This window comes from Bradyrhizobium sp. LB13.1, from assembly GCF_054056815.1.
Map to the genome: position 1 here is coordinate 7,340,770 of NZ_JBSRYQ010000001.1, position 25,694 is coordinate 7,366,463.

The 25,694-nt window shown below is 64.3% G+C and carries 20 protein-coding genes and 1 pseudogene; 10 read left to right on the forward strand and 11 right to left on the reverse strand.

The window, feature by feature from the left end:
• Positions 1–161: 161 nt before the first annotated feature.
• On the forward strand, positions 162–998 hold the full coding sequence (locus tag ACVWYI_RS35605) for an alpha/beta fold hydrolase (RefSeq protein WP_456664365.1): 837 nt from the start codon (positions 162–164) through the stop codon (positions 996–998).
• Here ACVWYI_RS35605 and ACVWYI_RS35610 read toward each other — a convergent pair.
• Positions 995–1,789, reverse strand: a complete 795-nt coding sequence (locus tag ACVWYI_RS35610) for a hypothetical protein (RefSeq protein WP_456664366.1) — start codon at positions 1,787–1,789, stop codon at positions 995–997. The two genes, ACVWYI_RS35605 and ACVWYI_RS35610, sit on opposite strands and share 4 nt — an antisense overlap.
• Positions 1,790–2,279: 490 nt before the next feature.
• Between ACVWYI_RS35610 and gltB the strand changes: the two genes are divergently transcribed.
• On the forward strand, positions 2,280–7,013 hold the full coding sequence (gltB, locus tag ACVWYI_RS35615; protein ID WP_456664367.1) for a glutamate synthase large subunit: 4,734 nt from the start codon (positions 2,280–2,282) through the stop codon (positions 7,011–7,013).
• A 157-nt stretch (positions 7,014–7,170) separates the two neighbouring features.
• Positions 7,171–8,622, forward strand: a complete 1,452-nt coding sequence (locus ACVWYI_RS35620; protein WP_247339666.1) for a glutamate synthase subunit beta — start codon at positions 7,171–7,173, stop codon at positions 8,620–8,622.
• Positions 8,623–8,687: 65 nt separating this feature from the next.
• Here ACVWYI_RS35620 and ACVWYI_RS35625 read toward each other — a convergent pair whose 3' ends face one another.
• Both ACVWYI_RS35625 and ACVWYI_RS35630 read right to left on the reverse strand, forming a co-directional pair.
• Complete coding sequence (locus tag ACVWYI_RS35625) at positions 8,688–9,740, reverse strand: DUF262 domain-containing protein (RefSeq protein ID WP_456664368.1); 1,053 nt, start codon at positions 9,738–9,740, stop codon at positions 8,688–8,690.
• 155 nt (positions 9,741–9,895) lie between these two features.
• Positions 9,896–11,648: pseudogene (locus ACVWYI_RS35630) on the reverse strand (outer membrane beta-barrel protein).
• Positions 11,649–11,840: 192 nt separating this feature from the next.
• Between ACVWYI_RS35630 and ACVWYI_RS35635 the strand changes: the two are divergent.
• Positions 11,841–12,848 (forward strand): KpsF/GutQ family sugar-phosphate isomerase, encoded by a 1,008-nt coding sequence (locus tag ACVWYI_RS35635; RefSeq protein ID WP_247339662.1) that lies wholly within the window; start codon positions 11,841–11,843, stop codon positions 12,846–12,848.
• 48 nt (positions 12,849–12,896) lie between these two features.
• On the opposite strand, the gene ACVWYI_RS35640 is transcribed toward ACVWYI_RS35635, so the two are convergent.
• Positions 12,897–13,370 (reverse strand): carboxymuconolactone decarboxylase family protein, encoded by a 474-nt coding sequence (locus ACVWYI_RS35640; protein ID WP_456664369.1) that lies wholly within the window; start codon positions 13,368–13,370, stop codon positions 12,897–12,899.
• A 150-nt stretch (positions 13,371–13,520) separates the two neighbouring features.
• On the opposite strand from ACVWYI_RS35640, the gene ACVWYI_RS35645 reads away from it, so the two are divergent.
• The gene (locus tag ACVWYI_RS35645) at positions 13,521–13,859 is read left to right on the forward strand and encodes a winged helix-turn-helix transcriptional regulator (RefSeq protein ID WP_247339658.1); all 339 of its coding nucleotides are present in this window, start codon (positions 13,521–13,523) and stop codon (positions 13,857–13,859) included.
• Positions 13,860–13,977: 118 nt separating this feature from the next.
• On the opposite strand, the gene ACVWYI_RS35650 is transcribed toward ACVWYI_RS35645, so the two are convergent.
• The 4 genes from ACVWYI_RS35650 to hemH all read right to left on the reverse strand — a co-directional run bounded on the left by ACVWYI_RS35650 (position 13,978) and on the right by hemH (position 17,754).
• Positions 13,978–14,421 (reverse strand): NfeD family protein, encoded by a 444-nt coding sequence (locus ACVWYI_RS35650; RefSeq protein WP_247339656.1) that lies wholly within the window; start codon positions 14,419–14,421, stop codon positions 13,978–13,980.
• Positions 14,422–14,493: 72 nt separating this feature from the next.
• On the reverse strand, positions 14,494–15,498 hold the full coding sequence (locus ACVWYI_RS35655; protein ID WP_247339654.1) for an SPFH domain-containing protein: 1,005 nt from the start codon (positions 15,496–15,498) through the stop codon (positions 14,494–14,496).
• Between the two features lie 230 nt (positions 15,499–15,728).
• Positions 15,729–16,706: an ABC transporter substrate-binding protein gene (locus ACVWYI_RS35660; RefSeq protein ID WP_247339652.1), complete on the reverse strand. Its 978-nt coding sequence runs from the start codon at positions 16,704–16,706 to the stop codon at positions 15,729–15,731.
• 10 nt (positions 16,707–16,716) lie between these two features.
• Positions 16,717–17,754 carry a ferrochelatase gene (gene hemH, locus ACVWYI_RS35665; RefSeq protein ID WP_247339650.1) on the reverse strand — a complete coding sequence of 346 codons (1,038 nt, stop codon included), beginning with the start codon at positions 17,752–17,754 and terminating at the stop codon, positions 16,717–16,719.
• Between the two features lie 83 nt (positions 17,755–17,837).
• On the opposite strand from hemH, the gene ACVWYI_RS35670 reads away from it, so the two are divergent.
• Positions 17,838–18,236 carry an MAPEG family protein gene (locus tag ACVWYI_RS35670; protein ID WP_247339637.1) on the forward strand — a complete coding sequence of 133 codons (399 nt, stop codon included), beginning with the start codon at positions 17,838–17,840 and terminating at the stop codon, positions 18,234–18,236.
• Positions 18,237–18,390: 154 nt separating this feature from the next.
• Here ACVWYI_RS35670 and ACVWYI_RS35675 read toward each other — a convergent pair whose 3' ends face one another.
• From ACVWYI_RS35675 to ACVWYI_RS35685, 3 genes are read right to left on the reverse strand one after another with little or no spacing between them, the layout of a single operon-like run.
• Positions 18,391–19,506 (reverse strand): nickel/cobalt transporter, encoded by a 1,116-nt coding sequence (locus tag ACVWYI_RS35675; RefSeq protein WP_456664370.1) that lies wholly within the window; start codon positions 19,504–19,506, stop codon positions 18,391–18,393.
• Positions 19,503–20,141: a DUF1007 family protein gene (locus ACVWYI_RS35680; RefSeq protein ID WP_247339633.1), complete on the reverse strand. Its 639-nt coding sequence runs from the start codon at positions 20,139–20,141 to the stop codon at positions 19,503–19,505. Before ACVWYI_RS35680 ends, ACVWYI_RS35675 begins: the two co-directional genes overlap by 4 nt.
• Positions 20,141–22,222 (reverse strand): M3 family metallopeptidase, encoded by a 2,082-nt coding sequence (locus ACVWYI_RS35685; protein WP_456664371.1) that lies wholly within the window; start codon positions 22,220–22,222, stop codon positions 20,141–20,143. The genes ACVWYI_RS35680 and ACVWYI_RS35685 overlap by 1 nt, the downstream gene beginning before the upstream one ends.
• 138 nt (positions 22,223–22,360) lie before the next feature.
• Here ACVWYI_RS35685 and ACVWYI_RS35690 point away from each other — a divergent pair, with 138 nt between their 5' ends.
• From ACVWYI_RS35690 to ACVWYI_RS35705, 4 genes are all read left to right on the forward strand, one after another.
• Positions 22,361–22,615 carry a hypothetical protein gene (locus ACVWYI_RS35690; protein ID WP_247339629.1) on the forward strand — a complete coding sequence of 85 codons (255 nt, stop codon included), beginning with the start codon at positions 22,361–22,363 and terminating at the stop codon, positions 22,613–22,615.
• Between the two features lie 657 nt (positions 22,616–23,272).
• Positions 23,273–24,415 (forward strand): type III PLP-dependent enzyme, encoded by a 1,143-nt coding sequence (locus ACVWYI_RS35695; protein WP_247339628.1) that lies wholly within the window; start codon positions 23,273–23,275, stop codon positions 24,413–24,415.
• Between the two features lie 143 nt (positions 24,416–24,558).
• Positions 24,559–25,146, forward strand: a complete 588-nt coding sequence (locus ACVWYI_RS35700) for a GNAT family N-acetyltransferase (RefSeq protein ID WP_456664372.1) — start codon at positions 24,559–24,561, stop codon at positions 25,144–25,146.
• A 134-nt stretch (positions 25,147–25,280) separates the two neighbouring features.
• Complete coding sequence (locus ACVWYI_RS35705) at positions 25,281–25,670, forward strand: RidA family protein (protein ID WP_247339622.1); 390 nt, start codon at positions 25,281–25,283, stop codon at positions 25,668–25,670.
• Positions 25,671–25,694 lie beyond the last annotated feature (24 nt).

Consider the following 25,694-nt stretch of genomic DNA (forward strand, 5'->3'; position numbering starts at 1 on the left):
AGGTTTGGGTCCGTTGTTCTACGTTGCCCCCACACCTCGCGGGCTCGCCTGCGAGTCTCGTACGCGCCCGACACTTGTCACAGGTGAGTGACCACGCGTAACGCCGCCGCTCCGCACACCGTCCTTTGGATATCGAACACAAAATGAGACGGAAAACGATCATGATACTTTGGCGCAGCCTTTTCGTCGCCGCGAGCCTGCTGGCGGCCCCCATCAGCCTTGCTCACGCACAGACCCCGCAGACGGTGAAGGCCAGGAACGTCGTGCTGGTGCACGGCGCCTGGGCCGACGGCTCAAGCTGGTCGGAGGTGATCCCGATCCTCCAGGCCGCAGGCCTCAACGTCACTGCCGTGCAGAATCCGCTATCGTCGCTGTCGGACTCCGTCGAGGCGACCAAGCGCGCGCTGGCCGAACAGGATGGTCCAACCGTGCTGGTTGCGCATTCCTGGGGCGGCACCGTGATCAGCCAGGTCGGCAACGACCCAAAGGTCACCGGCCTCGTCTATGTCGCCGCCCGCGCACCCGATGCCAACGAGGATTTCGTCGCTCTGTCGAAGCAATTCCCCGCGGGACCGGTGCGCGCCGGCGTCGTCGAGCGCGACGGTTACACCAAGCTTTCGGAAGACGCCTTCCTGAAGTACTTCGCCAATGGCGTTAAGCCGGAGCAGGCCGAGGCGCTCTACGCCGTGCAATGGCCAACGGCCGCCTCGATCTTCGCCGGCCGCACCACGGAGGCGGCATGGCATTCCAAGCCGAGCTGGTACGCGGTGTCGAAGAACGACTACACCATCAATCCCGATTTCGAACGTTTCCTCGCCAAGCGCATGAACGCCACCACGGTCGAGCTCGATGCCGGCCACCTCTCGCTGGTGTCGCACCCGAAAGAAGTGGCGAACCTGATCCTGGAAGCGGCGGCGGTACGGGCGGAGCTGACCGGCGATCGCCTCAATGAGAAAGCGCCCGAGGTTTTCGGGCGCTTTTGTTTTGCTCAGGTCTAATCCAGTCCCTGTGCGGCCGGCATCTCCTGCGTCGGCATGATCCTGGGAGCCGGCTTGGCCTGAACGACGGTTGCTGCCGCGGCTTGCGGTGCGGCTTCGGTGGGCTTGGCCTGCACGGCCACCGCCTGCTGCGCAGGCTGCGGCGCCTGGGCCTGCTGCGTCGTGGGTTCGGCCGGCTTGGCGGCGACCGGCGCCTCGCCACGCGGCGGGGCGGCCTTCGGCACCGGTACGGCGCGGCTGACGACGTGCGGAATCGGGGCCGGCGGGCGTGGCGGGCCACTGCGGACCATGGTCGGTGGCGGCAGCGCGCTTTGCGGGCGGTCGGGCGCCATCGCGGGCTGCTCGTAGGCCGGCGCCATGCCGTAGGCGTCAGCCGCCGGCATGAAGCGCAAAATTCTTCCGTCGCGGGCATCGATCACCAGCCGGCCATCCTCGCCGCGGCGGTCGATCACCGCGATGGTGTAGACGCTGCCGCGCAGGCGCGGGATGCCCAGCGGCGAGAAGCCGTTTTCGCGCAGCACCGCGTAGACCTCGGTCGACGGCAGCAGCACCGGGGGCGGGCCGCGGTCTTCGTAGCCATAGCCGTAGCCTTGGCCATAGCCGTAGCCTTGGCCGTAACGCGGCGGCGGCGCGGCGTCCGATGGCGCATAGGGGCCGTCGAAATCCGACACCGCAATAGCGGCCCTGCTCCCGATACCGTTCGCCGGAACTTGCGCAAAAACCTGCGCTTGAGCCGCGGTCGCAGCCAGCACCAGCGTGGCAGCGGCCACACATCCTGTGAAAAACTTCATGGTCGACACGCTCCTGTCAGCCCCCGAACGTCTCGCGCTCTTTCGCTTCTTGCGGCGTGGCGCGCCTTTCGAAGGGTCGATCCGAAGCATCCTTGGGGATTTCGGCGTCGGCAGGGCCGGATAAGGGCGCGTTTGCTTCAAAACCGGGGCCGCACGGCTTGCGGAAAGCGGTGATTGACACCTCGGGAATCGGGACTTGCACGCGCTTGTGTGATAGACAAAAATTTGGCAAGGTGATGGTTAGGACAGGAAGACTGTCTCAATTTTGCTTGCGGTTCCGGCATAGGGATTGCAACGAAAGTCGGTGCTTTCGAGCGCCAGTAAGGCAACAGGCAAAGCCGTTCTCGGGGACGAAGAACGCCTTGGCCTGAATTTAAGAAAATGCGGCTCGCGAGCGGACGAGCGGTGACCCAGAAGCGGGTGCCGCGGGACGCCCAAGGTGCGCCGAAGATGGCGGTGAGGCAGCTTGCCGCATGGAGAGGACGAGGACATGAACGGGTCGCAAGTCGAGCGCGGAAACATCGTGGCAGAACAACTGTCGGCGACGCTCGCCTCGAAAACGAGCGACCCGATTCAGGAACACAACTCACGCCCGCCGGCGGTAGGTCTGTACGATCCGAGCCTGGAAAAGGATTCCTGCGGCGTCGGCTTCATCGCCAACATCAAGGGCCAGAAGTCCCACGAGATCGTCGCGGACGCACTCAGCATCCTCTGCAACCTCGAGCACCGCGGCGCCGTCGGCGCCGATCCGCGCGCTGGCGACGGCGCCGGCATTCTGGTGCAGATCCCGCACGCCTTCTTCACTCGCAAGGCCAAGGAGCTGGGCTTCGCGCTGCCCAATCCGGGCGAATACGCCATCGGCGCGCTGTTCATGCCGCGCGACACCGCCTGGCGCAACGTCATCAAGAGCATCATCGCCGACCAGATCAAGGAAGAGGGCCTGACGCTGCTCGGCTGGCGCGACGTGCCGACCGACAACTCCTCGCTCGGCGTCACCGTGAAGCCGACCGAGCCCGCCTGCATGCAGGTGTTCATCGGCCGCAACGGCACCGCCAAAACCGAGGACGATTTCGAACGCCGGCTCTACATCCTGCGCAAGTCGATCTCGCAGGCGATCTACCAGCGCCGCGACCGCGGCCTCGCCGGCTATTATCCCTGCTCGATGTCGTGCCGCACCGTGATCTACAAGGGCATGTTCCTCGCCGACCAGCTCGGCAAGTACTATCCCGATCTGCACGAAACGGATTTCGAGAGCGCGCTCGCACTCGTTCACCAGCGCTTCTCGACCAACACTTTCCCGGCCTGGTCGCTGGCGCATCCCTACCGCATGATCGCGCATAACGGCGAGATCAACACGCTGCGCGGCAACACCAACTGGATGGCGGCGCGCCAGGCGTCCGTCAGCTCGGACCTTTACGGCAAGGACATCAACCGGCTCTGGCCGATCTCCTACGAAGGACAGTCGGACACCGCCTGCTTCGACAACGCGCTCGAATTCCTGGTACAGGGCGGCTACTCGCTGCCGCACGCCGTCATGATGATGATTCCGGAGGCGTGGGCCGGCAATCCCTTGATGGATGAAAAGCGCCGCGCTTTCTACGAGTATCATGCCGCCCTGATGGAGCCGTGGGACGGCCCGGCCGCGATCGCCTTCACCGACGGCCGCCAGATCGGCGCCACACTCGACCGCAACGGCCTGCGGCCAGCGCGCTATCTCGTCACCAAGGACGACCGCATCGTGATGGCGTCCGAGATGGGCGTGCTGACAATTCCCGAGGACCGGATCATCACCAAGTGGCGCTTGCAGCCCGGCAAGATGCTGCTGGTCGACCTCGAGCAGGGCCGCCTCATCCCCGACGACGAGATCAAGGCCGAGCTCGCGAGGAGCCATCCCTACACGGAATGGCTGGAGCGGACCCAGATCGTGCTGGAAGAGCTGCCGAAGGCGCCGACCACCGGCGTGCGCTCCAACCTGTCGCTGCTCGATCGCCAGCAGGCGTTTGGCTACAGCCAGGAAGACATCACCATCCTGATGACGCCGATGGCCTCGATTGGCGAGGAAGCCGCGGGCTCGATGGGCAACGACACGCCGATCTCGGCGCTGTCGGACAAGGCCAAGCCGCTGTTCACCTACTTCAAGCAGAACTTTGCGCAGGTCACCAATCCGCCGATCGACCCGATCCGCGAGGAGCTGGTGATGAGCCTCGTCTCCATCATTGGACCGCGGCCGAACCTGTTCGACCTGCAAGGCATGGCCACCACCAAGCGCCTCGAAGCGCGCCAGCCGATCCTGACCGACGCGGACCTCGAAAAGATCCGCTCGATCTCCGACGTCGCCGAGTCGCACTTCAAGTCGCGCACGCTGGACACCACCTTCCACGCCGGCCTCGGCGCGGCCGGCATGGACCAGGTGCTGGACGAGCTCTGCGCGCGCGCCGAAAGCGCGGTGCGCGAGGGCGTCAACATCATCATCCTGTCCGACCGCATGGTCGGCACCGACCGCGTGCCGATCCCGTCGCTGTTGGCTTGCGCGTCCGTGCATCATCATCTGATTCGCACGGGTCTGCGCACATCGGTCGGCCTCGTCGTCGAATCCGGCGAGCCGCGCGAAGTGCATCACTTCGCCTGCCTCGCGGGCTATGGCGCGGAAGCGATCAATCCTTATCTGGCGTTCGAAACCATCATCGCGATGAAGGACCGCCTGCCCGGCTCACTCGACGACTACGAGATCGTCAAGCGCTACATCAAGTCGATCGGCAAGGGCCTGCTCAAGGTGATGTCCAAGATGGGCATCTCGACTTACCAGTCCTATTGCGGCGCGCAGATCTTTGACGCTATCGGCCTGAAGGCGGAATTCGTCGGAAAATTCTTCGCCGGTACGCACACCCGCGTCGAGGGCGTCGGTCTCGCCGAGATCGCGGAAGAGGCCGTGCGCCGCCATGCCGACGCGTTCGGCGATGCTCTGGTCTACAAGACCGCGCTCGACGTCGGCGGCGAATATGCCTATCGCAGCCGTGGTGAGGACCATGCCTGGACCGCCGAGTCGGTCGGGCTGCTCCAGCACGCCGCGCGCGGCAATTCGCTGGACCGCTACCGTGCCTTCGCAAAAATCCTCAACGAGCAGTCGGAGCGCCTGTTGACGCTGCGCGGCCTGTTCCGGATCAAGAACGCGGACGAAGAGAAGCGCAAGCCTGTCGCCCTCGACCAGGTCGAGTCGGCCAAGGACATCGTCAAGCGTTTCGCCACCGGCGCGATGAGCTTCGGCTCGATCTCGCGCGAGGCGCACACCACGCTGGCGATTGCCATGAACCGGATCGGCGGCAAGTCGAACACCGGCGAAGGCGGCGAGGAAGCCGACCGCTTCAAGCCGATGCCGAACGGCGACAGCATGCGCTCTGCGATCAAGCAGGTCGCCTCGGGCCGTTTCGGCGTTACCACGGAGTATCTCGTCAACTCCGACATGATGCAGATCAAGATGGCGCAGGGTGCCAAGCCCGGCGAAGGCGGACAGCTGCCCGGCCACAAGGTCGACGCGACCATCGCCAAGGTTCGCCACTCGACGCCGGGCGTCGGCCTGATCTCGCCGCCGCCGCACCACGACATCTACTCGATCGAGGATCTGGCGCAGCTCATCTACGACCTCAAGAACGTCAACCCCACGGGCGACGTCTCGGTCAAGCTCGTCTCGGAGATCGGCGTCGGCACGGTGGCCGCGGGCGTCGCCAAGGCGCGCGCCGACCACGTCACCATCGCGGGCTTCGAGGGTGGCACCGGCGCTTCGCCGCTGACCTCGATCAAGCACGCCGGCTCGCCGTGGGAGATCGGTCTCGCTGAAACCCACCAGACGCTGGTGCGCGAGCGGCTGCGCAGCCGCATCGTGGTCCAGGTCGACGGCGGCTTCCGCACCGGCCGTGACGTCGTCATCGGCGCGCTGCTCGGCGCCGACGAGTTCGGCTTCGCCACTGCGCCTTTGATCGCGGCAGGCTGCATCATGATGCGCAAGTGCCATCTCAACACCTGCCCGGTCGGCGTCGCGACCCAGGACCCTGTCCTGCGCAAGCGCTTCACCGGCCAGCCCGAGCATGTGATCAACTACTTCTTCTTCGTCGCCGAGGAAGTTCGCGAGATCATGGCCTCGCTCGGCTTCCGTACCTTCAACGAGATGATCGGCCAGGTGCAGCTGCTCGACCAGACCAGGCTGGTTGCGCACTGGAAGGCCAAGGGGCTCGATTTTTCGAAGCTGTTCGTCAAGCAGAAGGAAGAGAAGGGCCAGAAGGTCTATCACTCCGAGCGCCAGAACCATCATCTGGAAGCCGTGCTCGACCGCACGCTGATCGAGAAGGCAACGCCTGCGCTCGACCGCGGCGCGCCGGTGAAGATCGAGGCCGGGATCAACAGCACCAACCGTTCCGCCGGCGCGATGCTGTCCGGTATGGTCGCCAAGATCTACGGCAATGCCGGCCTGCCGCATGACACCATCCATGTCAGCCTCAAGGGCACCGCCGGCCAGGCCTTCGGCGCCTGGCTCGCGCATGGCGTCACCTTCGAGCTCGAGGGTGAAGCCAACGACTATGTCGGCAAGGGCCTCTCGGGCGGCAGGATCATCGTCAAGCCGCCGGCCAACAGCGCCATCGTGCCGGAAGAGAGTATCATCGTCGGCAACACCGTGATGTACGGCGCGACCGATGGCGAGTGCTACTTCCGCGGTGTCGCCGGCGAACGCTTTGCCGTGCGCAACTCCGGCGCGGTCGCTGTGGTCGAAGGCGCCGGCGATCATTGCTGCGAATATATGACCGGCGGCATCGTCGTCGTGCTCGGCAAGACCGGGCGCAACTTCGCGGCCGGCATGTCCGGCGGCATCGCCTATGTGCTCGACGAGAGCGGCGACTTCGACAAGCTCTGCAACATGGCGATGGTCGAGCTCGAGCCGGTGCTGTCGGAAGAGCTGATCAACGCCGGCACCTATAACCACTCGGGTGACCTCGAGGCGCACGGCCGGGTCGACGTGTTCAAGAACCTGCTCGCCTCCGACGTCGAGCGGCTGCACGTCCTGATCACGCGTCATGCGAAAGCGACCGGCTCCAAGCGCGCCGCCGACATCCTGGCCAACTGGAAGGACTGGCTGCCCAAATTCCGCAAGGTGATGCCGGTGGAGTACCGGCGCGCGCTGCGCGAAATGGCCGCCAACGCGGACGCCGAGCCGAAAATCGCGATCGGGGCGTAGCTAAGAAAGCCTCATGGTGAGGAGCGCGAAGCGCGTCTCGAACCATGAGACCATCAGCGGGGCCTTCATCCTTCGAGACGCGGCGCCAAGTGCGCCGCTCCTCAGGATGAGGGGTGAGAGAACAAAACGAATTTAAGCGGCAGGGACTTCGGGTTTAATGGGCAAGATCACGGGTTTTCTCGAAATCGAACGGCACGACCGCAAGTACACCCCGGTCGCCGAGCGCGTGAAGCATTTTGGCGAGTTCGTCGTTCCCTTGACCGAGAAGGAAACGCGCGACCAGGCCGCGCGCTGCATGAATTGCGGCATTCCCTATTGCCACGGCACCGGCTCGGTCGCGCCGGGAACGCCGGGCTGCCCGGTCAACAACCAGATCCCGGACTGGAACGACCTCGTCTACCAAGGCAACTGGGAAGAGGCCTCGCGCAATCTGCACTCGACCAACAATTTCCCGGAGTTCACCGGACGCATCTGCCCGGCGCCGTGTGAGGCCTCCTGCACGCTCAACATCGACGACAACCCCGTCACCATCAAGACCATCGAATGCGCGATCGTCGACCGCGCCTGGGACAATGGCTGGCTGAAGCCGGAGATCGCGGCGGTCAAGACCGGCAAGAAGGTCGCGGTGATCGGTTCCGGCCCGGCCGGCATGGCCTGCGCGCAGCAGCTCGCGCGCGCAGGTCACGACGTGCATTTGTTCGAGAAGTTCGCCAAGGCCGGTGGCCTGCTGCGCTATGGCATTCCTGATTTCAAGATGGAAAAGAACGTCATCGACCGCCGCGTCACGCAGATGGAGGGGGAAGGCGTCACCTTCCACTACAACAGCCATGTCGGCATCGACGGCAATATCGATCCGCGCGAGATGCTCAACGAGTACGATGCTGTGGCGCTGACCGGCGGCGCGGAAGCTCCGCGCGACCTGCCCATCCCCGGCCGCGAGTTTTCGGGCGTCCACTACGCGATGGATTTCCTGCCGCAACAAAATCGCCGCGTCTCCAGCGAGCCGCTCAACGGCGTCAGCGAGATCCTCGCTGGCGGCAAGCACGTCGTCGTCATCGGCGGCGGCGACACCGGATCCGACTGCATCGGCACCTCGCTGCGCCAGGGCGCGCTCTCGGTGACCCAGCTCGAGATCATGCCCGCTCCGCCCGAGCACGAGAACAAGGGCCTGACCTGGCCGAACTGGCCGCTGAAGATGCGGACGTCCTCGAGCCAGGCCGAAGGCGCGGCCCGCGAATTCGCCGTGCTGACGCAGAAGTTTTCCGGCGAGAACGGCCAAGTCAAGAAGCTGCACTGCGTCCGCGTCGACGACAAGTTCAAGCCGATCGCCGGTACCGAATTTGAGCTCGACGCCGACCTCGTCCTGCTCGCGATGGGCTTCGTCCATCCCGTGCACGAGGGCCTGCTCAAGCAGCTCGCAGTCGAGCTCGACCCGCGCGGCAACGTCAAGGCCAACACGCTCGACTACCAGACCTCGCGCCCGAACGTGTTTTCGGCCGGCGACATGCGGCGGGGTCAGTCGCTGGTGGTCTGGGCGATCCGCGAGGGGCGGCTGTGCGCAAGGTCGATCGACACGTTTTTGATGGGGAAGACGGATCTGCCGCGGTAAACCCATCGTCGCAGTCGTGGAGACTACGACGACTACACATCACAACGCTTACCGCTTCCACAACCTCAGAGCGCGATCAAAGAGGAGCCTCCCTCTCTCTTCAATAGCTGCCTCATCCCAAGTTGGAAAATCGTCGAGCATCTGATTGATAGGAAGCAGCGAGTGATCGGGATATCGCGTCCTTGGTGGCTTGCTAGGAAGTGTTGCATGAACAGGTCACTACGAGGACGCACAAGTCGACCTTGTTTAACCTCCTGTCGCCAAAACTCGTCGTCAAACCGAGCCCAATACTTCTCATAGCTTGCCTCAACATCGAGACCAGCGCAGCTTGCCCGAAAAAAAATGTAATTCTTCAACAAGTCCGCGGGGAGAAGCGGCGCGCCGCGAGCGTTAAGTGTCTCAAATATGACCTGTGGATCGTCGTCCTTTTGCAAATCGATCACGACGACCATCAACGCATTTCGTAGTGCTTGAAAGCACTCGTCGACTCTAGTGGCCAGCTCGAACTCTGCGCCGGCGGGACTTTCACCTTCGCTGCCGAGGAAGAATTGCTTCAACTGCTCAAAAAAGAAGAGATAGGCCTCTACCATTCTAGGACGGGGCTCAGGCTTTCGCGCGTAAGGCCGCCGAACCAATGGATAACGCTTAAGCAACTCCTCTCGTGAACCAGACGCTATAACATTTCCAAATTGCGCGCGATCTAGCTGTGTTGGCCACACCTTAAATTTGTCGACTTCGGGATCAGCCATCATCCCTGCGTTAAATAGAAACTTGTCACACTCATCAGCGAGTGACTTACAGTTCTCTTGTTTGCAAAAGTCTCGATAAGCCGCAAGGAAGATTTGTAACGTTGTCAAGCGTTGCTGGCCATCGATCACTTGACGTACTACGACATGGCCCGTGGGAGTCTGCTTTTGATCTAGTACCATGGCTCCCAGGAAGTGATGAGGCGCATCGAGCCTGCCGCTAAGAGCATCGCTGAACTTTCGTTCAATATCCTCCCAAAGAGGGAGCCACTGCTGTTCCTCATCCCAAACGTATTGCCTCTGAAAGAGTGGAACCTCCAGTCTTTGCTTCGCATCAAACACGGAAAGCAGAGATGACTTATGAACGTCCATTTTTGAAAAGCCCCTAATGCAATTTTTGATTGCATCTGAGCCACTTTTTCCCGCGGATGTCCAGCGCAATGTCAGCCAGCCACTGCAGCTCTTTCTTAAAGGAAGGACTATTGGGGTGATCAAGCAATGGCGAGGCGAATCGAACTACGACCGGCTCAATTCTGCAACCTCACCCCCACCATCATCACCGTCCCCTGCGAGCTAGATCCCGCCTGGTTCGAGTCCAGGATGTCGTGGCGCAGCGTGCCCTTGATCCAGATGTTGCGGTTGAGCTTGTAGATCAGATTGCCTTCGAGCGAGTAGGTCTTGTCGTTGCGATTCTGGCCCTGGTAGTCGTAGGTGCCGTAGGTGAACTTGCCCACTGCCGTAAGCCAACGGCGGAAATCGTGATCGACTTCGGCGGCGTAGGTGTGCACCAGCACGCCGGATGAGCCGGGCACGGTGGTCTCCGCGATCTGCGTGTCGGTGGCGAATTTCACCGTGGTCAGGCCGCTCGCGTTCCAGATCAGCGAGCCCGAGGTGAGGAAGCCCGCGAGCTGGCTCAGCCGCGGATCGACATAGTTGCGCGCGGAATAGCCGACCGAGACCTCGCCCGTGAGGATGCGCGAGAACTCGAAGGACGAGCCGACCTTGGCGTACCCGCCGTTCGAATCGCGGAAGTAGCCGTTGCGGTCCGCGGGCTGGTCGTGGACGCGGGTGTCGCCCTGGATTTCGACGAACGGCTTCAGGCCCGGCTTCAGCTCGTAGGAAAAGCGCCCCACGCCGCCATACTGGTTGAAGTCACGATCATCGTTGCTGAAGGTCGAGCCATCGGTCAGCTTGGAATTGGTGTAGGCGGTGCGATCGACGGCGGCGCCGGCAGCGACCTGGAAGCGATTAAAGGTCTGGTCGAAGCCGACGGTCGTGCCGTAGGTGGCGTAAACAGGATATTTTTGCAGGCCGGCCTGCACATTCGGGCTGCCGGGATTGTCGGTGGCGAGCCGCAGGCGGAGCTGCGTGGTCAGCTTGAGATCGCGATTGACGTCGATGCGGCCGTCGACATGGCCGGTAAAGTCGGGGCGGTCAACCTCGACCGGCGAGGGCGAGGCAAAGCCGTCGATCGTCGCCGGCATGTTGTTGGTGTAGCCTGAGAACGAGCCGCGCAAATCGGCGACCAGCGCGTGGCGCTCCCAGGTCGGACACCACGAGAAGGTCGGGCGCGACGACATAAGCCGGCGAGCCGACAGGCTTGTTCAAACGCGCCGGATTGGTGTCGTAGCCGGCGGAGAGCTCGAGCCCACCCTTGATCAGGAAGCTGCCGGCATAGTCGCCGACGGCGCCGAACGAATCCTCGTCGAGCTTGAGGCGGCGGCGCAGCGGCTGGCCGGGCACGTTGCCGGCCAGCGCCGGCGGCACCGGCGTCTTGTGCGCGGTCTCGGAGGGTGGCGGCGCGATGCGCGGCGGCCCGAGCGTTCGATCCGGCGTTGCCGGCGGCACCGGCGAGCCGGGACCGACCGGGCGTTTCGGCTTTGGCTGTCCGGGATAGAGCTTTGGCTGCAGCCGCTTGCGGTTGAGCGAATCGTATCCGGAGGCGCTGGCGCCATTGGCAGCGGGCAGGCCGTAGGTCGGCACCTGATTGGTCGGGTTTTGGCCCGCGCGCGCCGGCGCCTGCTGGCGCTTGCGCAAATCGGCATTGGGATCTGGGAGCGCCGGCAGCGCATCCAAGGGTGCCTGCGGCACGCCCGCGGTACGGCGGGTCGGCAGCGTGTCGGGTGAGGCGAAGCCACCGCGGTTGGGGCTGAACAGGTCGGGGGTGAGGCTCTGGGCGCCTGCCGGTGCGCTTCCGAGGGCCGTCAGCGCGAGACACGGCAAAGCGGCGCGCAGGAAATGCGCGCGTTTGCTCCGGCTCGTGCCTGGAGACGACCCCACGATGGAAGAACCCCAACGAAATCAAACACTTTCGCGATAGCCTCCGCCGGCTGGCGGGCACCATCGTTAATGGAGTTAAAACAATTATGGTTAACGACCGGTTGAGGGCTGGGGCGTCCTCGTCGCCTCGAAGGCCATGGCGTGCTAAGCAGGAGCCAACGGGCGAACCGCCCCTCCTCCCTGGACCAGAACATGCCGAGTTCGAAACCGCTGATGACCCAATCATCCGGCCCCATTCCCGACAGCGTCGAATCCGCACTCCGCACGCTGGAAACCGAGAGCGGCGGTATCAACGCACTCGCCGCCGCCCTGCGCGGCCCGCTTGGCGCGAGTTTCGCCAAGGCGGTCGATCTGATCCGCAACGCGAAGGGCCGCGTCATCGTCACCGGGCTCGGCAAATCGGGCCATATGGGCCGCAAGATCGCGGCGACGCTGGCTTCGACAGGCACGCCCGCCTTCTTCGTGCACACCGCCGAAGCCGCCCATGGCGACCTCGGCATGATCACCACCGACGACGTCATCATGGCGCTGTCCTGGTCCGGCGAGCAGCCGGAGATGAAGACCCTCGTGAACTATTCCGCGCGGTTCGCGATCCCGATGATCGCGGTGACGTCGAACGCCGCGTCCTCGCTTGGACAAGCAGCCGACATCGTGCTTGAGCTGCCGAAGGCGCGCGAGGCTTGCCCGCACAATCTGGCGCCGACCACCTCGACCATGATGCAGGTCGCGATCGGCGATGCCATCGCGATCGCGCTGCTCGAAGGCCGCGGCTTCACCGCGCTGGAATTCGCGCATTTCCATCCCGGCGGCAAGTTAGGCGCGATGCTGAAATTCGTCCGCGACTACATGCGCACCGGCGCGGAGATTCCGGTCAAGCCGCTCGGCACCAAGATGTCGGACGCAGTAATGGAGATGTCGGCCAAGGGCCTCGGCTGCGTCTGCATCGTCGATGATGTCGGCGGGGTTGCCGGCATCATCACCGACGGCGATCTGCGCCGCCACATGCGGCCCGACCTGCTGACGGCGTCGGTCGACGACGTCATGACCAGGCAGCCGAAAACCGTGCCGCCCTCGATGCTCGCCACCGAGATGATCGAGGTGCTCAACACCCGCAAGATCACGACGCTGGTCGTGACCGAGGCGGACAAGGTGGTGGGCATCGTGCATCTGCACGATCTGTTGCGCGCGGGCGTGGCGTAGGGCGCGCGCTCTCTCCTCCGTCATTACGAGCACAGCGGGTGGTTAGACCTAAGCGGGGAATCTTGCCGCCGTCTCCTCCAGCGGCAGCTTTAGTCCGTTCGCCAGATACGACACCGTGCGGTAGAAGCCACACAGCAGCATGATCTCCAGGATCTGCGCCTCGTCGTAATGCGCCGAGAGCGCGGCGAACTCGGCATCGTCGAACGTCGCGCGGTGATGCAGCGCATCGACGGCGGCGATCATCGCCTGTTCGGCCGGCGGCCAGCACGACGACGTCGCGTCGCCCTGCACGGTCGCACGCACCTCCGCCTCGCTGAGCCCCGCCGGCCCGGCGAAGATCACGACATGCACGCCCCATTCATATTCGCATTTGTTCAGCGCGCAGGTGCGGTCGATGACGATCTCGCGCTGGCGCAGGGACAGCGGGCCAGGATCGAGCAGGCCGCCGGCGCGGAACTTGTCCCAGGCGCGGGTGTGGCCCGCCATCACCCGGAACAGCCGCAGCGGCGGCGCGCCGCGCATGATGCGGTCGAACTGCGCCTGGATCTCCGGGGGATAAGGCGGGGTGAGCGGCGCAATGCGCGGCGGGGCCTAAGACATCGGCTGCCTCCCTTGCTACATTTACTGTAGCATCACGCTACATTATTTGTAGCAATACGCAAGAGGGCGACGATGGCGAAACAGTCCGCTTCCAGATCGCGTAGCGTCCGTGGTTCGCGCACGGGTCGACCGGTCATGGCGCTGCTCGACCTCCTGGGGCGACGCTGGAGCCTGCGTATCCTGTGGGAATTACGCGAAGCCCCCCTCACCTCGCGCGGCTTGCGCACTGCCTGCGACGAGGCCTCGCCGACCGTGCTTCAAGCGCGGCTGAGCGAGCTGCGCGAGGCCGGGTTCGTGGAGTTGGGCGAAGGTGGAGGTTATGGGCTGACGGCGCTGGGGCGGGAGCTGTGCGAGACGTTCATACCGCTGCACAGGTTTGCGGAGCGGTGGCGCAGCAAGAGAGGCGCCTAAGTCTGGCGACGCGGTCCTGACAAACTCGTCATTGCGAGCGGAGCGAAGCAATCCAGAATCTTTCCGCGGAGACAGGCTGGATTGCTTCGCTTCGCTCGCAATGACGGGGAGACAACAGCTACGTCGCCGCCACCGTCAGATTCGCACCGTCCACCTGCACCACCTTCACACGTGTCCCCGCCGGCGTATCCGGGCCGGCGACGCGCCACACCGTGTCGCCGATACGCATGGTGCCGTTGCCGTCGATGATCGGCTTCTCCAGCGTGAACTCGCGGCCCAGGAGCGCGTCCGCGCGCTTGTTGAGGAAGGGGCTGGCACTCGCATCCGCCCTCGGCCGCGCGAGCCGGCGCCACACCGGCACGGCGGCGGCGGCGAACGCAGCGAACATCACGAGCTGGATCTGCCAGGACACGACAATCGCGAACGAGATCAGGCCGACCAAAATCGCGGCGAGCCCGAGCCAGAACAGGAAGATCCCCGGCGCCAGCACCTCCAGCACCATCAGGATGAAGCCGAAGATCAGCCAGTTCCAGGTGCCGAGCGATACGAACATGTCGGTCATGACACGACCTCTTTATTTTAGACGCATGCCCTTATCGGAAAACCGGTGTCCGCTTCCGGGGGTGCGCTGTGACTATCCCTGCCGTGGCGGCACCGCCGGCGGCGTGGGGCTGGACGACGGCACCGAACCGCCGCGGCGAGCGGCAGCGGCCGCGGACGCCGCACTTTCGCCGAACGTCGCCTTCGCAATCTCGCCGATGCCGGCGAGCGAACCCAGCATGCTCATCGCTTCGACCGGAAGCATGATGATCTTCTGGTTCGGCGAGTCGGCCAGCTGCCCGAACGCCTTGATATACTTGTCCGCGATAAAATAGTTCAACGCGGAGATATCACCCTTGGCAATGGCTTCCGATACCACAAGCGTCGCCTTGGCCTCGGCCTCCGCGGAACGTTCGCGGGCCTCGGCGTCGCGGAATGCAGCTTCCTTGCGGCCTTCGGCCTGGAGAATCTGGCCCTGCTTGGCGCCCTCTGCACGCAAGATCTCGGACTGGCGCTGGCCTTCGGCCGCGAGAATATCGGCGCGTTTGACGCGCTCGGCCTTCATCTGCCGGCCCATCGCCTCGACGAGATCGGCGGGCGGCACGATGTCCTTGATCTCGATGCGGTTGACCTTGAGACCCCACGGCGAGACCGCGGCGTCGACGACGCGCAGCAGGCGCTCGTTGATCTCATCGCGATGCGACAGCACCTGGTCGAGATCCATGGAGCCCATCACCGAACGGATATTGGTCATGGTCAGCACGATGATCGCCTGCTCCAGATTGGAGACTTCGTAGCTCGCCTTCGCGGCATCGAATACCTGGAAGAAGGCGACGCCGTCGACCGTGACCGTGGCGTTGTCCTTGGTGATCACCTCCTGCTCAGGTATCGAGATCACCTGCTCCATCATGTTGATCTTGCGCCCGACGCGATCGAAATAGGGCACGATCAGATTGAGCCCGGGGCTCAGCGTCTGGGTGTATTTGCCGAACCGCTCGATGGTCCAGTCATAGCCCTGCGGCACCGTTTTCACGCCGGCAACCAGCGTGACGATGACGAGCAAAACCAGAACAATCGCGAAAATGTCGAAACCGCTCATATTTCCTCCGAGGCGGGAAAAGGTCTTTCCCGCGCTGTCATTGGTCGGGAATGCGACCCCACCGGTTCAGCGGTCGCGACTCACGTCGGCATTGGCGCGATTCTGCACAAGACGCAGGGAGAGGGAATGGCCGCGATTATGTATTTGCGAGGCGCTCTTGAAAGCGTGCAGGCGCAGACCTAGCGGCGGACGTTAACGAATCCAGCCATGCCAGCGGTCGCAGCCGAATTCTATTCGATGACCTCGTTCGCGGTTGCGAGCAGGCTTGGCGGAAGCGTGACGCCGATTGCCCTGGCCGTCTTCAAGTTGATCGCCAGCTCGAACTTGGTCGGATTCTGGACCGGGAGGTCGGCCGCTTGCGCACCCTTCAGGATGCGGTCGATGTAGGAGGCGGCGCGGCGGAGCTGCTCGGCACTGTCGGTGCTGTAGGACATCAGCCCGCCCTCGTCGACGAAGGTGCGGCTCCAGAACACTGCCGGCACGCCCGCTTCACCGATCGCCGCCAGGAGGTGCGCGCGGTTGGCCATGGTGAAGAAGTCCGGCAGCACCAGCAGTCCGCCGTCCTTTCGCGAGGCCAGCGCGGCGATCGAGGCGGTGTCGTGCACGGGCGCAGGCTCCACCGTCACATGGAGCGCGCGGCCCGCGTCCTCGATGGTGCGCAGCATCAGCGGCGCGAACGGCGCGGTGGCGGGATTGTAGACGACGAAGACACGGGACAGTTTTGGCGTGACCTGCGTCAGCATCTCCAGCCATTTGCCGGCCAGCGGGCCGTCGTAATCGGTGAAGCCGGTGACGTTGCCGCCGGGATGGGCGAGATTCTGGACGAAGCCCTGGCTGACGGGATCGGTGACGACGGCGAACACGATCGGGATCGTCGTGGTGCGCCGGCGCAGCTCCTCCACCGAGGGCGTTCCGACCGCAAGCAGGATGTCGGGCTTGAGCGCCACGAGTTCGTCGGCGAGTTGCGCGATGCGCGCGCGGTCGCCGCCGCCGTTACGCCAATCGATCTTGAGGCTGGCGTGCTCCTTCCAGCCATGGCCGGCGAGCGCCTCGACCAGGATGGCGCTTCGCGTCTGCCCGATCCCATCGTCGGCCGCAGTGACCGAGAGCACGCCGAGCCGCCGCGTCGCATTCGGCTGCTGCGCCAGCGCTGAAGCCGGCAGCGCTGCGGTCATCCCAAGGAGCGCCAGAATCTCGCGGCGGTTCATGGGGCGCTCCTCAGATCCAGCCCTGAAGCTCGCGCAGCACCAGCGTCCGGATCACATCCATGCCGGGATCGCTGTCGTTGAGGCAGGGGATCGCGGAAAACTGCTCGCCGCCATTGTGCTTGAATATCTCGGCATTTTCCTGCGCGATCTCCTCCAGCGTCTCCAGACAGTCGGCGGAAAAGCCGGGCGTCACGACCGCGATCCGGCGCACGCCCTCTTTCGCCAGACGCTCCATGGTCTTGTCGGTGTAGGGCTGGAGCCACTCGTCGAATCCGAAGCGCGACTGGAACGTCAGCAGCAGTTTCGTCTCGTCCATGCCGAGCCGGCGTCGCAGCGCCTCCGTCGTGGCCACGCATTGGCCCTGATAAGGATCGCCCTTGTCCACGTAGGCCTTCGGCATGCCGTGGAATGAGGCGACGATCAGCTCCGGCTTGAACGGCAGGCTCGCCAGATGCGTCTCGATCGAGGTGGCGAGCGCCTCGATATAGGCTTCGTCCTCATAGTAAGGCGGTGTCACCCGCAGCGTCGGCTGCGCGCGCAGCCGCGCAAGCACGCGAAACACCTCGTCGCAGACGGTGGCCGATGTCGCGGCGGAATATTGCGGATAGAGAGGTACGGCAAGGATGCGATCGCAGCCCTTCGCGATCAGCGCATCAACGCCCGACTTGATCGAGGGATTGCCGTAGCGCATCGCCCACTCCACCGTGACGTGGTCGCGGTCCGACAGCATGGCTCCGAGCTTGTCGCTCTGCGAGCGCGTGATGGTCTTGAGCGGCGACTCGTTCCTCTGGGTGTTCCAGATCTTGAGATAGTCGCGCGCCTTGGCGCGGGGGCGGGTGCGCAGGATGATGCCGTTCAGCACGAACTGCCAAATCAAGCCCTGATCCTCGATGACGCGGGCGTCCGAAAGGAACTCTTTGAGATAGACCCTCACACCCGGCGCATCGGCCGTATCAGGCGTGCCGAGATTGACCAGCAGCACGCCGACGCGCGGCAGACCGGACCGGACGGCCTGCTTCGCGGCTGCGATGGGGGCAATTGTCGTCATGTATCGTTGGGTCGCGCGTTGCTCCGAACTTGTCAAGATGAGGCCTGTTTCGCTAGGGTCGCACTCAAGCGGGGAGAGGAAAGATGACGCTCGCTGAATGGTGCGTCTTTGGAGCATTGCTGCTCTATCTGTTAACGATCGGCTCGATCAAATGGATCAGATTTCGCAGCTTCGACAATTCGCGGCCGCGTGATCCCGCCTTCTATCAGGACGCCATCGCGCAGCGCGCGCTCGGCGCGCACCAGAACGGCATCGAGACCTTTCCGTTCTTTGCTTTCGCAGTGCTGCTCGCCGAATACAGGGATTCGCCGCAGCGCCTGGTCGACGAGCTCGCGGCGCTGTTCCTGATCGTGCGGATCGCCTATGTGCTGACCTATCTCGGCAACCGCCCGACGCTGCGCTCCATCCTTTGGAGCATCGGCTTTGCGATCAATCTCGGGATCTTCTTCATGCCGGTGTTGAAGCGGTTTCTGCCGGTGTGACGCGCCGTGTCCCGGACGCGGTGCAGCGCGCTTGCGCTGCTCCGCAGAGCCGGGACCCAGAAGGCCACCCGCTACCCTACGGAGACATGGGCCCCGACTCTGCAGCGCACCGTCGAAGGGACGCTGCGCTGCGTCCGGGGCACGAGAGTCTTGCTCAAAAACACGTCGTCCGCTCAGCCGCGATGTAACCCAACAACAGGCCGGCGCCGAACAGCAGCACGAGGCCGGCGGCGGCGAATTCGATGCCGCGCATGAACAGCGCACCACCGCCGTCGCGCCCGGCGCTGAGGCGGGCGGCGATGTCCTTGGCGGAGACGGCGACCACCGCGATGGCGGCGACCGTGATCGCGGTGCCGAGCCCCATCAGCAAGGTCGCGGCGATGCCTGCCCAGAACAGACCTTGGGCCAGCGCGAACACCAGCACCAGGATCGCGCCCGAACAGGGGCGGATGCCGACGGTCAGGATCGCGCCGAAGCCGCGTCCCCAGCCGCCGGGGCCGGCGAGCTCGCTCGGCGCGGGACCGTGGGAATGGCCGCAATGCTCGTCATGGACGTGGTCATGCTCGTGGTGATGATGGGCGTGCGCGTGGTCGTGACTGTGATCATGGGGTCGATGATCATGCGCATCGTGATGATGGTGGCCGTGATCATGGTGGTCATGCGGCACGCCCGCGATCGCCGGCACTGGCTGAACTGCCTGGAGGGCACGGATGAAAGTGCGGCCCTTGACCCAGACCAGGCGCAGGCCGAACAGCGCGATCAGGGCATAGCTTGCGATCTCGATCGCGCCTTCCGCCTTGCACATGGTCTTGGCGGTCGCATTCAGCACCCAGGCCGAGACGCCGACGATCAGGATCGCCACCAGCGACTGCATCAGCGCCGAGGCAAATGACAGCACGATGCCGCGCCGGGCGGTCTCACGATTGGCGACGAGATAGGAGGCGATCACCGCCTTGCCGTGGCCGGGGCCGGCCGCGTGGAAGATGCCATAGGCGAACGAGATGAAGAGCAGCGTCCACACCGCCGAGCCGTCGGACTTCGCGGCGCGGATGGTCGCCGACATCTGGCGATAGAATTCCGACTGTTTTGCCAGGAGCCAGCCGATGACGCCGTTGGCCTCGGGGGCTGCTGGCTGGGTGGTGCGCGGCGCGCCGAACGGGTTTTGCGCGAGGAGATCAACGTGGAGCGCGGCATCGACCACGCTTACGACCAGCACAATGGCGGCGCAGGCGAGCAGCCCGCGGGCGAGCGGGGAGAGTTGCGGCTTCAAGGGCAATCCACCGTGATCTTGTTGGCGAACATCATGCCGAAATTCGAGTTCTCGCCGTTCATGAAGGTCTGCTCGTTGAGCTTCTGGGCGGTGGCGGAGCCGTCACTGGGCCGATCAAGCTTCATCTGGCAACCGGCGGGCGCGCCGACCAGCTTGACCGGATTGTCCTTGGCCATCTGGAAGTCGATGAAGAAGGAGCGGTCGAACACTTCGAGCACCAATTGCCTTGGCTTGACCGGGTTCTTCAGCGGCAGCGTGAAGTGCAGCGTCAGGACCGTGTCCTTGTAGTCGAGGAAGTAGTCGACCGGCTCCTGGAATCGCTCCTTCTTGCCGTCGGCTCGCGCAAAGGTGAAGTAGGCATATTCCTTCAGCGATTCGACATTGGTCTGCGCCAGCGGCCCGAGCTCCTCGCGCGTATAGGCGCCCTTGGTCTTGCTCTCGAGCCCTTGCACCGCATAGGCCGAGAACATGTCGTCAAACGTCCAGGAGTGGCGGACGCCGGTGATGGTGCCGTCCTCAGCGTAGAGCAGCTCGCTCGTCGCCGTAATCCAGACATGCGGATGCGCGCTCGCCGTTCCTGCCGCAAGCGACAGGGCGATGGCGAGCAGCAGTCCGAACAGGGCACGCATGCCCATCAGGCGACCTTTGCGTCGTCGAGCAGACCGCGGCGGCGCAGCAGCGCGTCCGGCTCCGGCGGGCGGCCGCGGAACGCCTCATAGGCAACTTCAGGATCGACCGATCCACCCGAGGAGTAGATGTCGTCGTGCAGGCGCTTGGCGACCTCAGGATCGAAGATGTTGCCGGCCTCCTCGAACGCACCGAAGGCGTCGGCGTCCATCACCTCCGACCACATGTAGCTGTAATAGCCCGCGGCATAATGATCGCCGGTGAAGATGTGACCGAACTGGGTCGGCCGGTGGCGCAGCGAGATCTCCTCGGGCATGCCGATCTTCTCCAGCTCCTTCTTTTCGAAGGCGCGGACATCCTGCGCGGCGGAGGCCGGCTGGGTATGGAATTCGAGATCGACCAGCGCCGAGGAGACGAACTCGACCGTGGCAAAGCCCTGGTTGAATTTTCGCGCGGCAAGGAACCGTTGCAGCAGATCGTCCGGCAGCGGCTCGCCGGTTTGGTAGTGGCGGGCGAATTGCTGCAGCACCTCGGGCCGCTCCTGCCAGTGCTCGTAGAGCTGCGACGGCAGTTCGACGAAGTCGGTGAACACGGAGGTGCCCGACAGCGACGGATAGGTCACGTTGGAGAGCATGCCGTGCAGGGCGTGGCCGAACTCGTGGAACAGCGTGCGGGCATCGTCGGGCGACAGCAGCGAGGGTTCCCCGCCTGCGCCCTTGGAGAAGTTGCAGATGTTGAGGATCAGTGGCGCGACCTCGCCGTCGAGCTTCTGTTGATCGCGCAGCGAGGTCATCCAGGCGCCGGAGCGTTTCGACGTCCGGGCGAAGTAGTCGCCATAGAATAGCGCCTTGTGCTTGCCGTCCTTGCCCCTTACCTCCCAGACCCGGACATCCGGGTGCCAGACCGGAACGTCCTTGCGCTCGGCGAAGGTGATGCCGAACAGGCGCGTGGCGCAGTCGAAGGCGGCGGCGATCATGTGGTCGAGCGCGAGATACGGCTTGATCGCAGCGTCGTCGAAATTGGCCCGCCGAAGGCGCAGCTTTTCGGCGTAGAAGCGCCAATCCCAGGAGGCGAGCTTGAAATTTCCGCCCTCTTCCGTGATCAGCGCCTGCATGTCGTCGCGGTCGGCAAGCGCGCGCGCCCTGGCCGGCTTCCAGACCCGCTCCAGAAGGCCCCGCACCGCTTCCGGCGTCTTGGCCATGGAATCCTCGAGCCGGTAGGCTGCGAAGGTCGGATAGCCCAGCAGATTGGCGCTTTCCTCGCGCAGCTTCAGGACCTCGACGATGGTCGCGTTGTTATCGTTGGAATTGCCGTTGTCGCCCCGCGCGGTGAAAGCCTTGTAGACCTTCTCGCGCAGGTCACGTCGGGCCGAGCTCTTCAGGAACTGTTCGACCGAGGAGCGCGACAGGGTGACGATGGCCTTGCCGGCCATGCCACGTTCTTCTGCCGCAGCCTTGGCGCTGGCGACAAAACTCTCCGGCAGGCCCTGGCGGTCGGCCTCGCCGAGCTCCATGAACCACTCCTGCTCGTCGCCGAGCAGATGATGGCTGAAGCTGGTGCCGAGCAGGGCGAGCCTCTCGTTGATCTCCGCCATCCGCGTCTTGGCCTCTTCGGAGAGGCCAGCGCCCGAGCGGTGGAAGCGGGTGTAGGTGCGCTCGAGCAGGCGGAGCTGTTCCGGTGTCAGACCGAGATTGGCGCGGTTCTCGTGCAGATGGGCGATGCGGCCAAACAGCACGGCGTTCATCATGATCGGATTCCAGTGCCGCGCCATCCGCAAGGAAACCTCTTTGTCGATCTCCAGGATGGCCGGATTGGAATGCGCCGAGACGAGGTCGTAGAAGACGGAAGCGACCTTGCTGAGCAGTTTGCCCGAGCGCTCCAGCGCCGTGACGGTGTTGGCGAAGTCGGCTGCGGCCGGATCATTGGTGATCGCCGCGATCTCCGCGGAGTGATCGGCGAAGGCCTGCTCGAAGGCCGGGAGGAAGTGCTCCGGCTTGACCTCGTCGAAAGGCGGGGTCGCAAACGGCGTCACCCAGGCCTTCAGCAGCGGGTTGGTCTCGGAGTCCGTAGTTTGGCGGGGTTCTGACATCACACGTCCCGATTTTCGAGCCTGAATTGTTGCGGCCAGCTATAGCACGCGATGGGGCTTTTTTGGGCCATTTGCCCTTGCTCCCGGCCGCCTTTTCGAGGAGATTGCGGCCCTCCAAGCCTAGGGACCCCTGAGCTCATGAACGCGCCTTCCTCGTCTTCCCGTCGGATCGTCTGGCCGAGCGTCATCACTGTCATCAGCGCCGCCATCCTGATCGGCGCCGAGGTGTTCGGCGCGGCGTTTGCCGGCGGATGGGCGCTCGCGATCCTGTTCGGGCTCGGCGACCAGGGCGCACATATCCTTCAGGCCGCGCTGTTCGCGCTCGGCGTGTTCGTGATGACCGCCTTCATCCGCGCGGCTCAGCGCGTCGAGCCCTTCACGAAGCGCAGCTGACGCTTCTCACGCGCGCGAGGGACACGCGCGCGCAGAAAACTTAACGCGCGTTCATCTTTCGCGCTGCTCGCGCAACACTGCGCAAGCAGATGTTAGGCAAATCTGTTCTCAGCCTAAAAAATCTCTTGCGAACCAGAGTCAAAACACCTATTTGCGGATTGCCCAATTTCGCACGTGCCTGTGGTCGTGTGTCAGTCGGTAGGTATCCGGACAAGAGGCCGGACAGCCGCCAAGGGGTGAAGAAGCCGAGGGGCTCTTCGGAAGTGCGGAGGTCGCGAGGCCTGAGCAAACCCGGAGCGTCCAGCATCTCTCTCAAAGAGATGCCTTGTCGAAGGTGACTTCACTTTTTGCAACCGTGACTGGCAGCCGGAGGCGAACCGGCGCACCCCGCTCTCAACGGGGGACGCGACTTAAAGCAACGACGGATCGGGCTTTTTTGGTCTCTACCGGCATTCCAACGCCGGCGCGGGCTACTGAAAAGGCTTGTCCTTCATTGCCAGGTGTGCGGGCGGGAACATTTCCCAACCAATCCACGGCAGCACAGTCTGATGTGAGTCTTTGGCTCGTCGCGCCTCCATCGCGCGATCTGGCCGGAGCGCTCTTATCCGACGTCATTTTTTGAACGGATCCCGTCGCTGGGCCGTTTGGGAGAGTGCTATGACCGATCGTATCCAGGAATTCCTGCGCAACCGCCGCAAGGATGGCCTCGACACCGAGCCGTGCCTCGTCGTCGACCTCGAAGTCGTGCGCGACAATTACCAGACCTTTGCCAAGGCGCTGCCCGACAGCCGCGTGTTCTATGCCGTCAAGGCCAACCCGGCGCCGGAAGTGCTGGCTTTGCTGGCGTCCATGGGCTCCTGCTTCGACACCGCGACGGTCGCCGAGATCGAGATGGCGCTGGCCGCCGGTGCGACGCCCGACCGCATCTCCTTCGGCAACACGATCAAGAAGGAGCGCGACATCGCGCGCGCCTTCGCGCTCGGCATTCGGCTGTTCGCGGTTGATTGCGTCGCCGAGGTCGAGAAGGTCGGCCGTGCCGCGCCCGGCGCGAAAGTGTTCTGCCGCATCCTCTATGACTGCGCCGGCGCCGAATGGCCGCTGTCGCGCAAGTTCGGCTGCGACCCGGAGATGGCCGTCGACGTGCTCGACGTCGCCAAGCGTCTGGGCCTGGAGCCGTGCGGCATCTCCTTCCATGTCGGCTCGCAGCAGCGCAAGGTGAAGGCGTGGGACCGTGCGCTGGCGATGGCCTCGCAGGTGTTCCGCGACTGCGCCGAGCGCGGCATCAACCTGACCATGGTCAACATGGGCGGCGGTTTCCCGACCAAGTACCTGAAGGACGTGCCGCCGGTGGTCACCTACGGCCGCTCGATCTTCCGCGCGCTGCGCAAGCACTTCGGCAACCAGATTCCGGAGACCATCATCGAGCCGGGCCGCGGCATGGTGGGCAACGCCGGCATCATCGAATCCGAGGTCGTGCTCATCTCGAAGAAGAGCGACGAGGACGAGGTGCGCTGGGTCTATCTCGACATCGGCAAGTTCGGCGGTCTCGCCGAGACCATGGACGAGTCGATTCGCTACGCCATCCGCACCCCGCATGACGGTGCGGACATGACGCCGTGCGTGCTCGCTGGGCCAACCTGCGACAGCGCCGACGTGCTGTACGAGAAGAACCCGTATCCGCTTCCCGTCACGCTCGAGATCGGCGACAAGCTGCTGATCGAAGGCACCGGGGCCTATACGTCGACCTACTCGGCGGTGGCGTTCAACGGCATCCCGCCGCTGAAGACCTACCACATCTGATTTGCCACATCTGATCCGCCTCTGATCTGAGGCCTGACGAACCCGGGAGCCGGCTTGCCGGCTCCCTCCCTGACATTTCGATCTGACGACGTCTTGGATAGGCGTGCTTTTCGCACGTCGTTTCAAGCGGGGACTGACGCGCCATGACTGCTCATCGGAAGACACAGGTTGACCTCTCTTCGAAAGCCGCTCCGTTCGCGATCCGCAGCGAGCGTGCTGCCGACGTTGCGATGCGTGAAGCGCTGCTGGATGCCAGCTTTGGCGAGAACCGCCATGGCCGCACCTGCCAGCGCCTGCGCGACGGACGCGCACCAGCCGCGGGGCTTGCCCTGTCGGCAGTGCGCGGAGGGACGCTCGTGGGAACCGTGCGGCTGTGGCACGTCAGCGCTGGAGGCAGGCCCGCTCTGGTCCTCGGACCGCTGGCGGTGCACCCTGCCTGCCGCGAGCTCGGGATCGGCGCCGCGCTGATGCATCAAGCGCTGGCCGCCGCCCGGGCGCGCGGGCATGCCGCTGTGATCCTGCTCGGCGATGCCCCTTATTACGCCCGCTTCGGCTTCTCACCCGCGAAGACTGGCGAGCTGTCGCTGCCCGGCCCGTTCGAGCGCGACCGCCTGCTGGCGATCGAATTCACGACGGGCGCGCTGGACAGCGCTGCCGGGATGATCGTCCCGACCCGCGCGGCCTTGCCCAAACGCCGGGCGGCTCGCGCTCTCCAGGCGCACGCGGCTTAAGGGATTGCCGTCTTCGACGACCCAAGCCGCGGTCGTACCCACGCCCGCGCTGACGCCTGTCCCTTTGGGGTTGCGCGGGCCCGAGAAACGCCCTTTAACCCGCGGAAACGCCCCTTTCAGTCGAGGCTGAACCGATGTCCCGTCGCCTGATTTCCACCGGCTCCCCGTTCGAGAAGACCGCCGGCTACAGCCGCGCCGTGATCGACGGCGAGTTCGCCTTCGTCGCGGGAACCACCGGGTATGACTACACCACGATGACAATGCCGGCCGATGTCACGAGCCAGTCACGCAACTGCTTCAAGACCATCGAAGCGGCCCTGAAGGAGGGTGGCTTCGAGATGGCCGACATCGTCCGCGCGACCTACTACATCACCGACATCAAGGACGCAGACGCACACTTCGCCGTCTGCGGCGAAGTCCTCGGCGATATTCGCCCGGCCGCAACGCTTCTCGTCGTCTCGGCACTCTACAAGCCCGAGATGAAGGTCGAGATCGAAGTGACCGCGAAGCGCCGCGGCGCCTGATCCATCCCTCACCCTTTGTCTGCC

Coding starts and splice junctions, on each gene's coding strand:
- hemH (WP_247339650.1), bottom strand. CDS start 17,754: ATGACGACAATTGCCCCCATCGCAGCCGCGAAGCAGGCCGTCCGGTCC.
- ACVWYI_RS35695 (WP_247339628.1), top strand. CDS start 23,273: ATGACCGATCGTATCCAGGAATTCCTGCGCAACCGCCGCAAGGATGGC.
- ACVWYI_RS35700 (WP_456664372.1), top strand. CDS start 24,559: ATGACTGCTCATCGGAAGACACAGGTTGACCTCTCTTCGAAAGCCGCT.
- ACVWYI_RS35670 (WP_247339637.1), top strand. CDS start 17,838: ATGACGCTCGCTGAATGGTGCGTCTTTGGAGCATTGCTGCTCTATCTG.
- ACVWYI_RS35620 (WP_247339666.1), top strand. CDS start 7,171: ATGGGCAAGATCACGGGTTTTCTCGAAATCGAACGGCACGACCGCAAG.
- ACVWYI_RS35650 (WP_247339656.1), bottom strand. CDS start 14,421: ATGACCGACATGTTCGTATCGCTCGGCACCTGGAACTGGCTGATCTTC.
- ACVWYI_RS35660 (WP_247339652.1), bottom strand. CDS start 16,706: ATGAACCGCCGCGAGATTCTGGCGCTCCTTGGGATGACCGCAGCGCTG.
- ACVWYI_RS35680 (WP_247339633.1), bottom strand. CDS start 20,141: ATGGGCATGCGTGCCCTGTTCGGACTGCTGCTCGCCATCGCCCTGTCG.
- ACVWYI_RS35640 (WP_456664369.1), bottom strand. CDS start 13,370: ATGCGCGGCGCGCCGCCGCTGCGGCTGTTCCGGGTGATGGCGGGCCAC.
- ACVWYI_RS35645 (WP_247339658.1), top strand. CDS start 13,521: ATGGCGAAACAGTCCGCTTCCAGATCGCGTAGCGTCCGTGGTTCGCGC.
- ACVWYI_RS35705 (WP_247339622.1), top strand. CDS start 25,281: ATGTCCCGTCGCCTGATTTCCACCGGCTCCCCGTTCGAGAAGACCGCC.
- ACVWYI_RS35690 (WP_247339629.1), top strand. CDS start 22,361: ATGAACGCGCCTTCCTCGTCTTCCCGTCGGATCGTCTGGCCGAGCGTC.
- ACVWYI_RS35605 (WP_456664365.1), top strand. CDS start 162: ATGATACTTTGGCGCAGCCTTTTCGTCGCCGCGAGCCTGCTGGCGGCC.
- gltB (WP_456664367.1), top strand. CDS start 2,280: ATGAACGGGTCGCAAGTCGAGCGCGGAAACATCGTGGCAGAACAACTG.
- ACVWYI_RS35655 (WP_247339654.1), bottom strand. CDS start 15,498: ATGAGCGGTTTCGACATTTTCGCGATTGTTCTGGTTTTGCTCGTCATC.
- ACVWYI_RS35635 (WP_247339662.1), top strand. CDS start 11,841: ATGCCGAGTTCGAAACCGCTGATGACCCAATCATCCGGCCCCATTCCC.
- ACVWYI_RS35625 (WP_456664368.1), bottom strand. CDS start 9,740: ATGGACGTTCATAAGTCATCTCTGCTTTCCGTGTTTGATGCGAAGCAA.
- ACVWYI_RS35685 (WP_456664371.1), bottom strand. CDS start 22,222: ATGTCAGAACCCCGCCAAACTACGGACTCCGAGACCAACCCGCTGCTG.
- ACVWYI_RS35610 (WP_456664366.1), bottom strand. CDS start 1,789: ATGAAGTTTTTCACAGGATGTGTGGCCGCTGCCACGCTGGTGCTGGCT.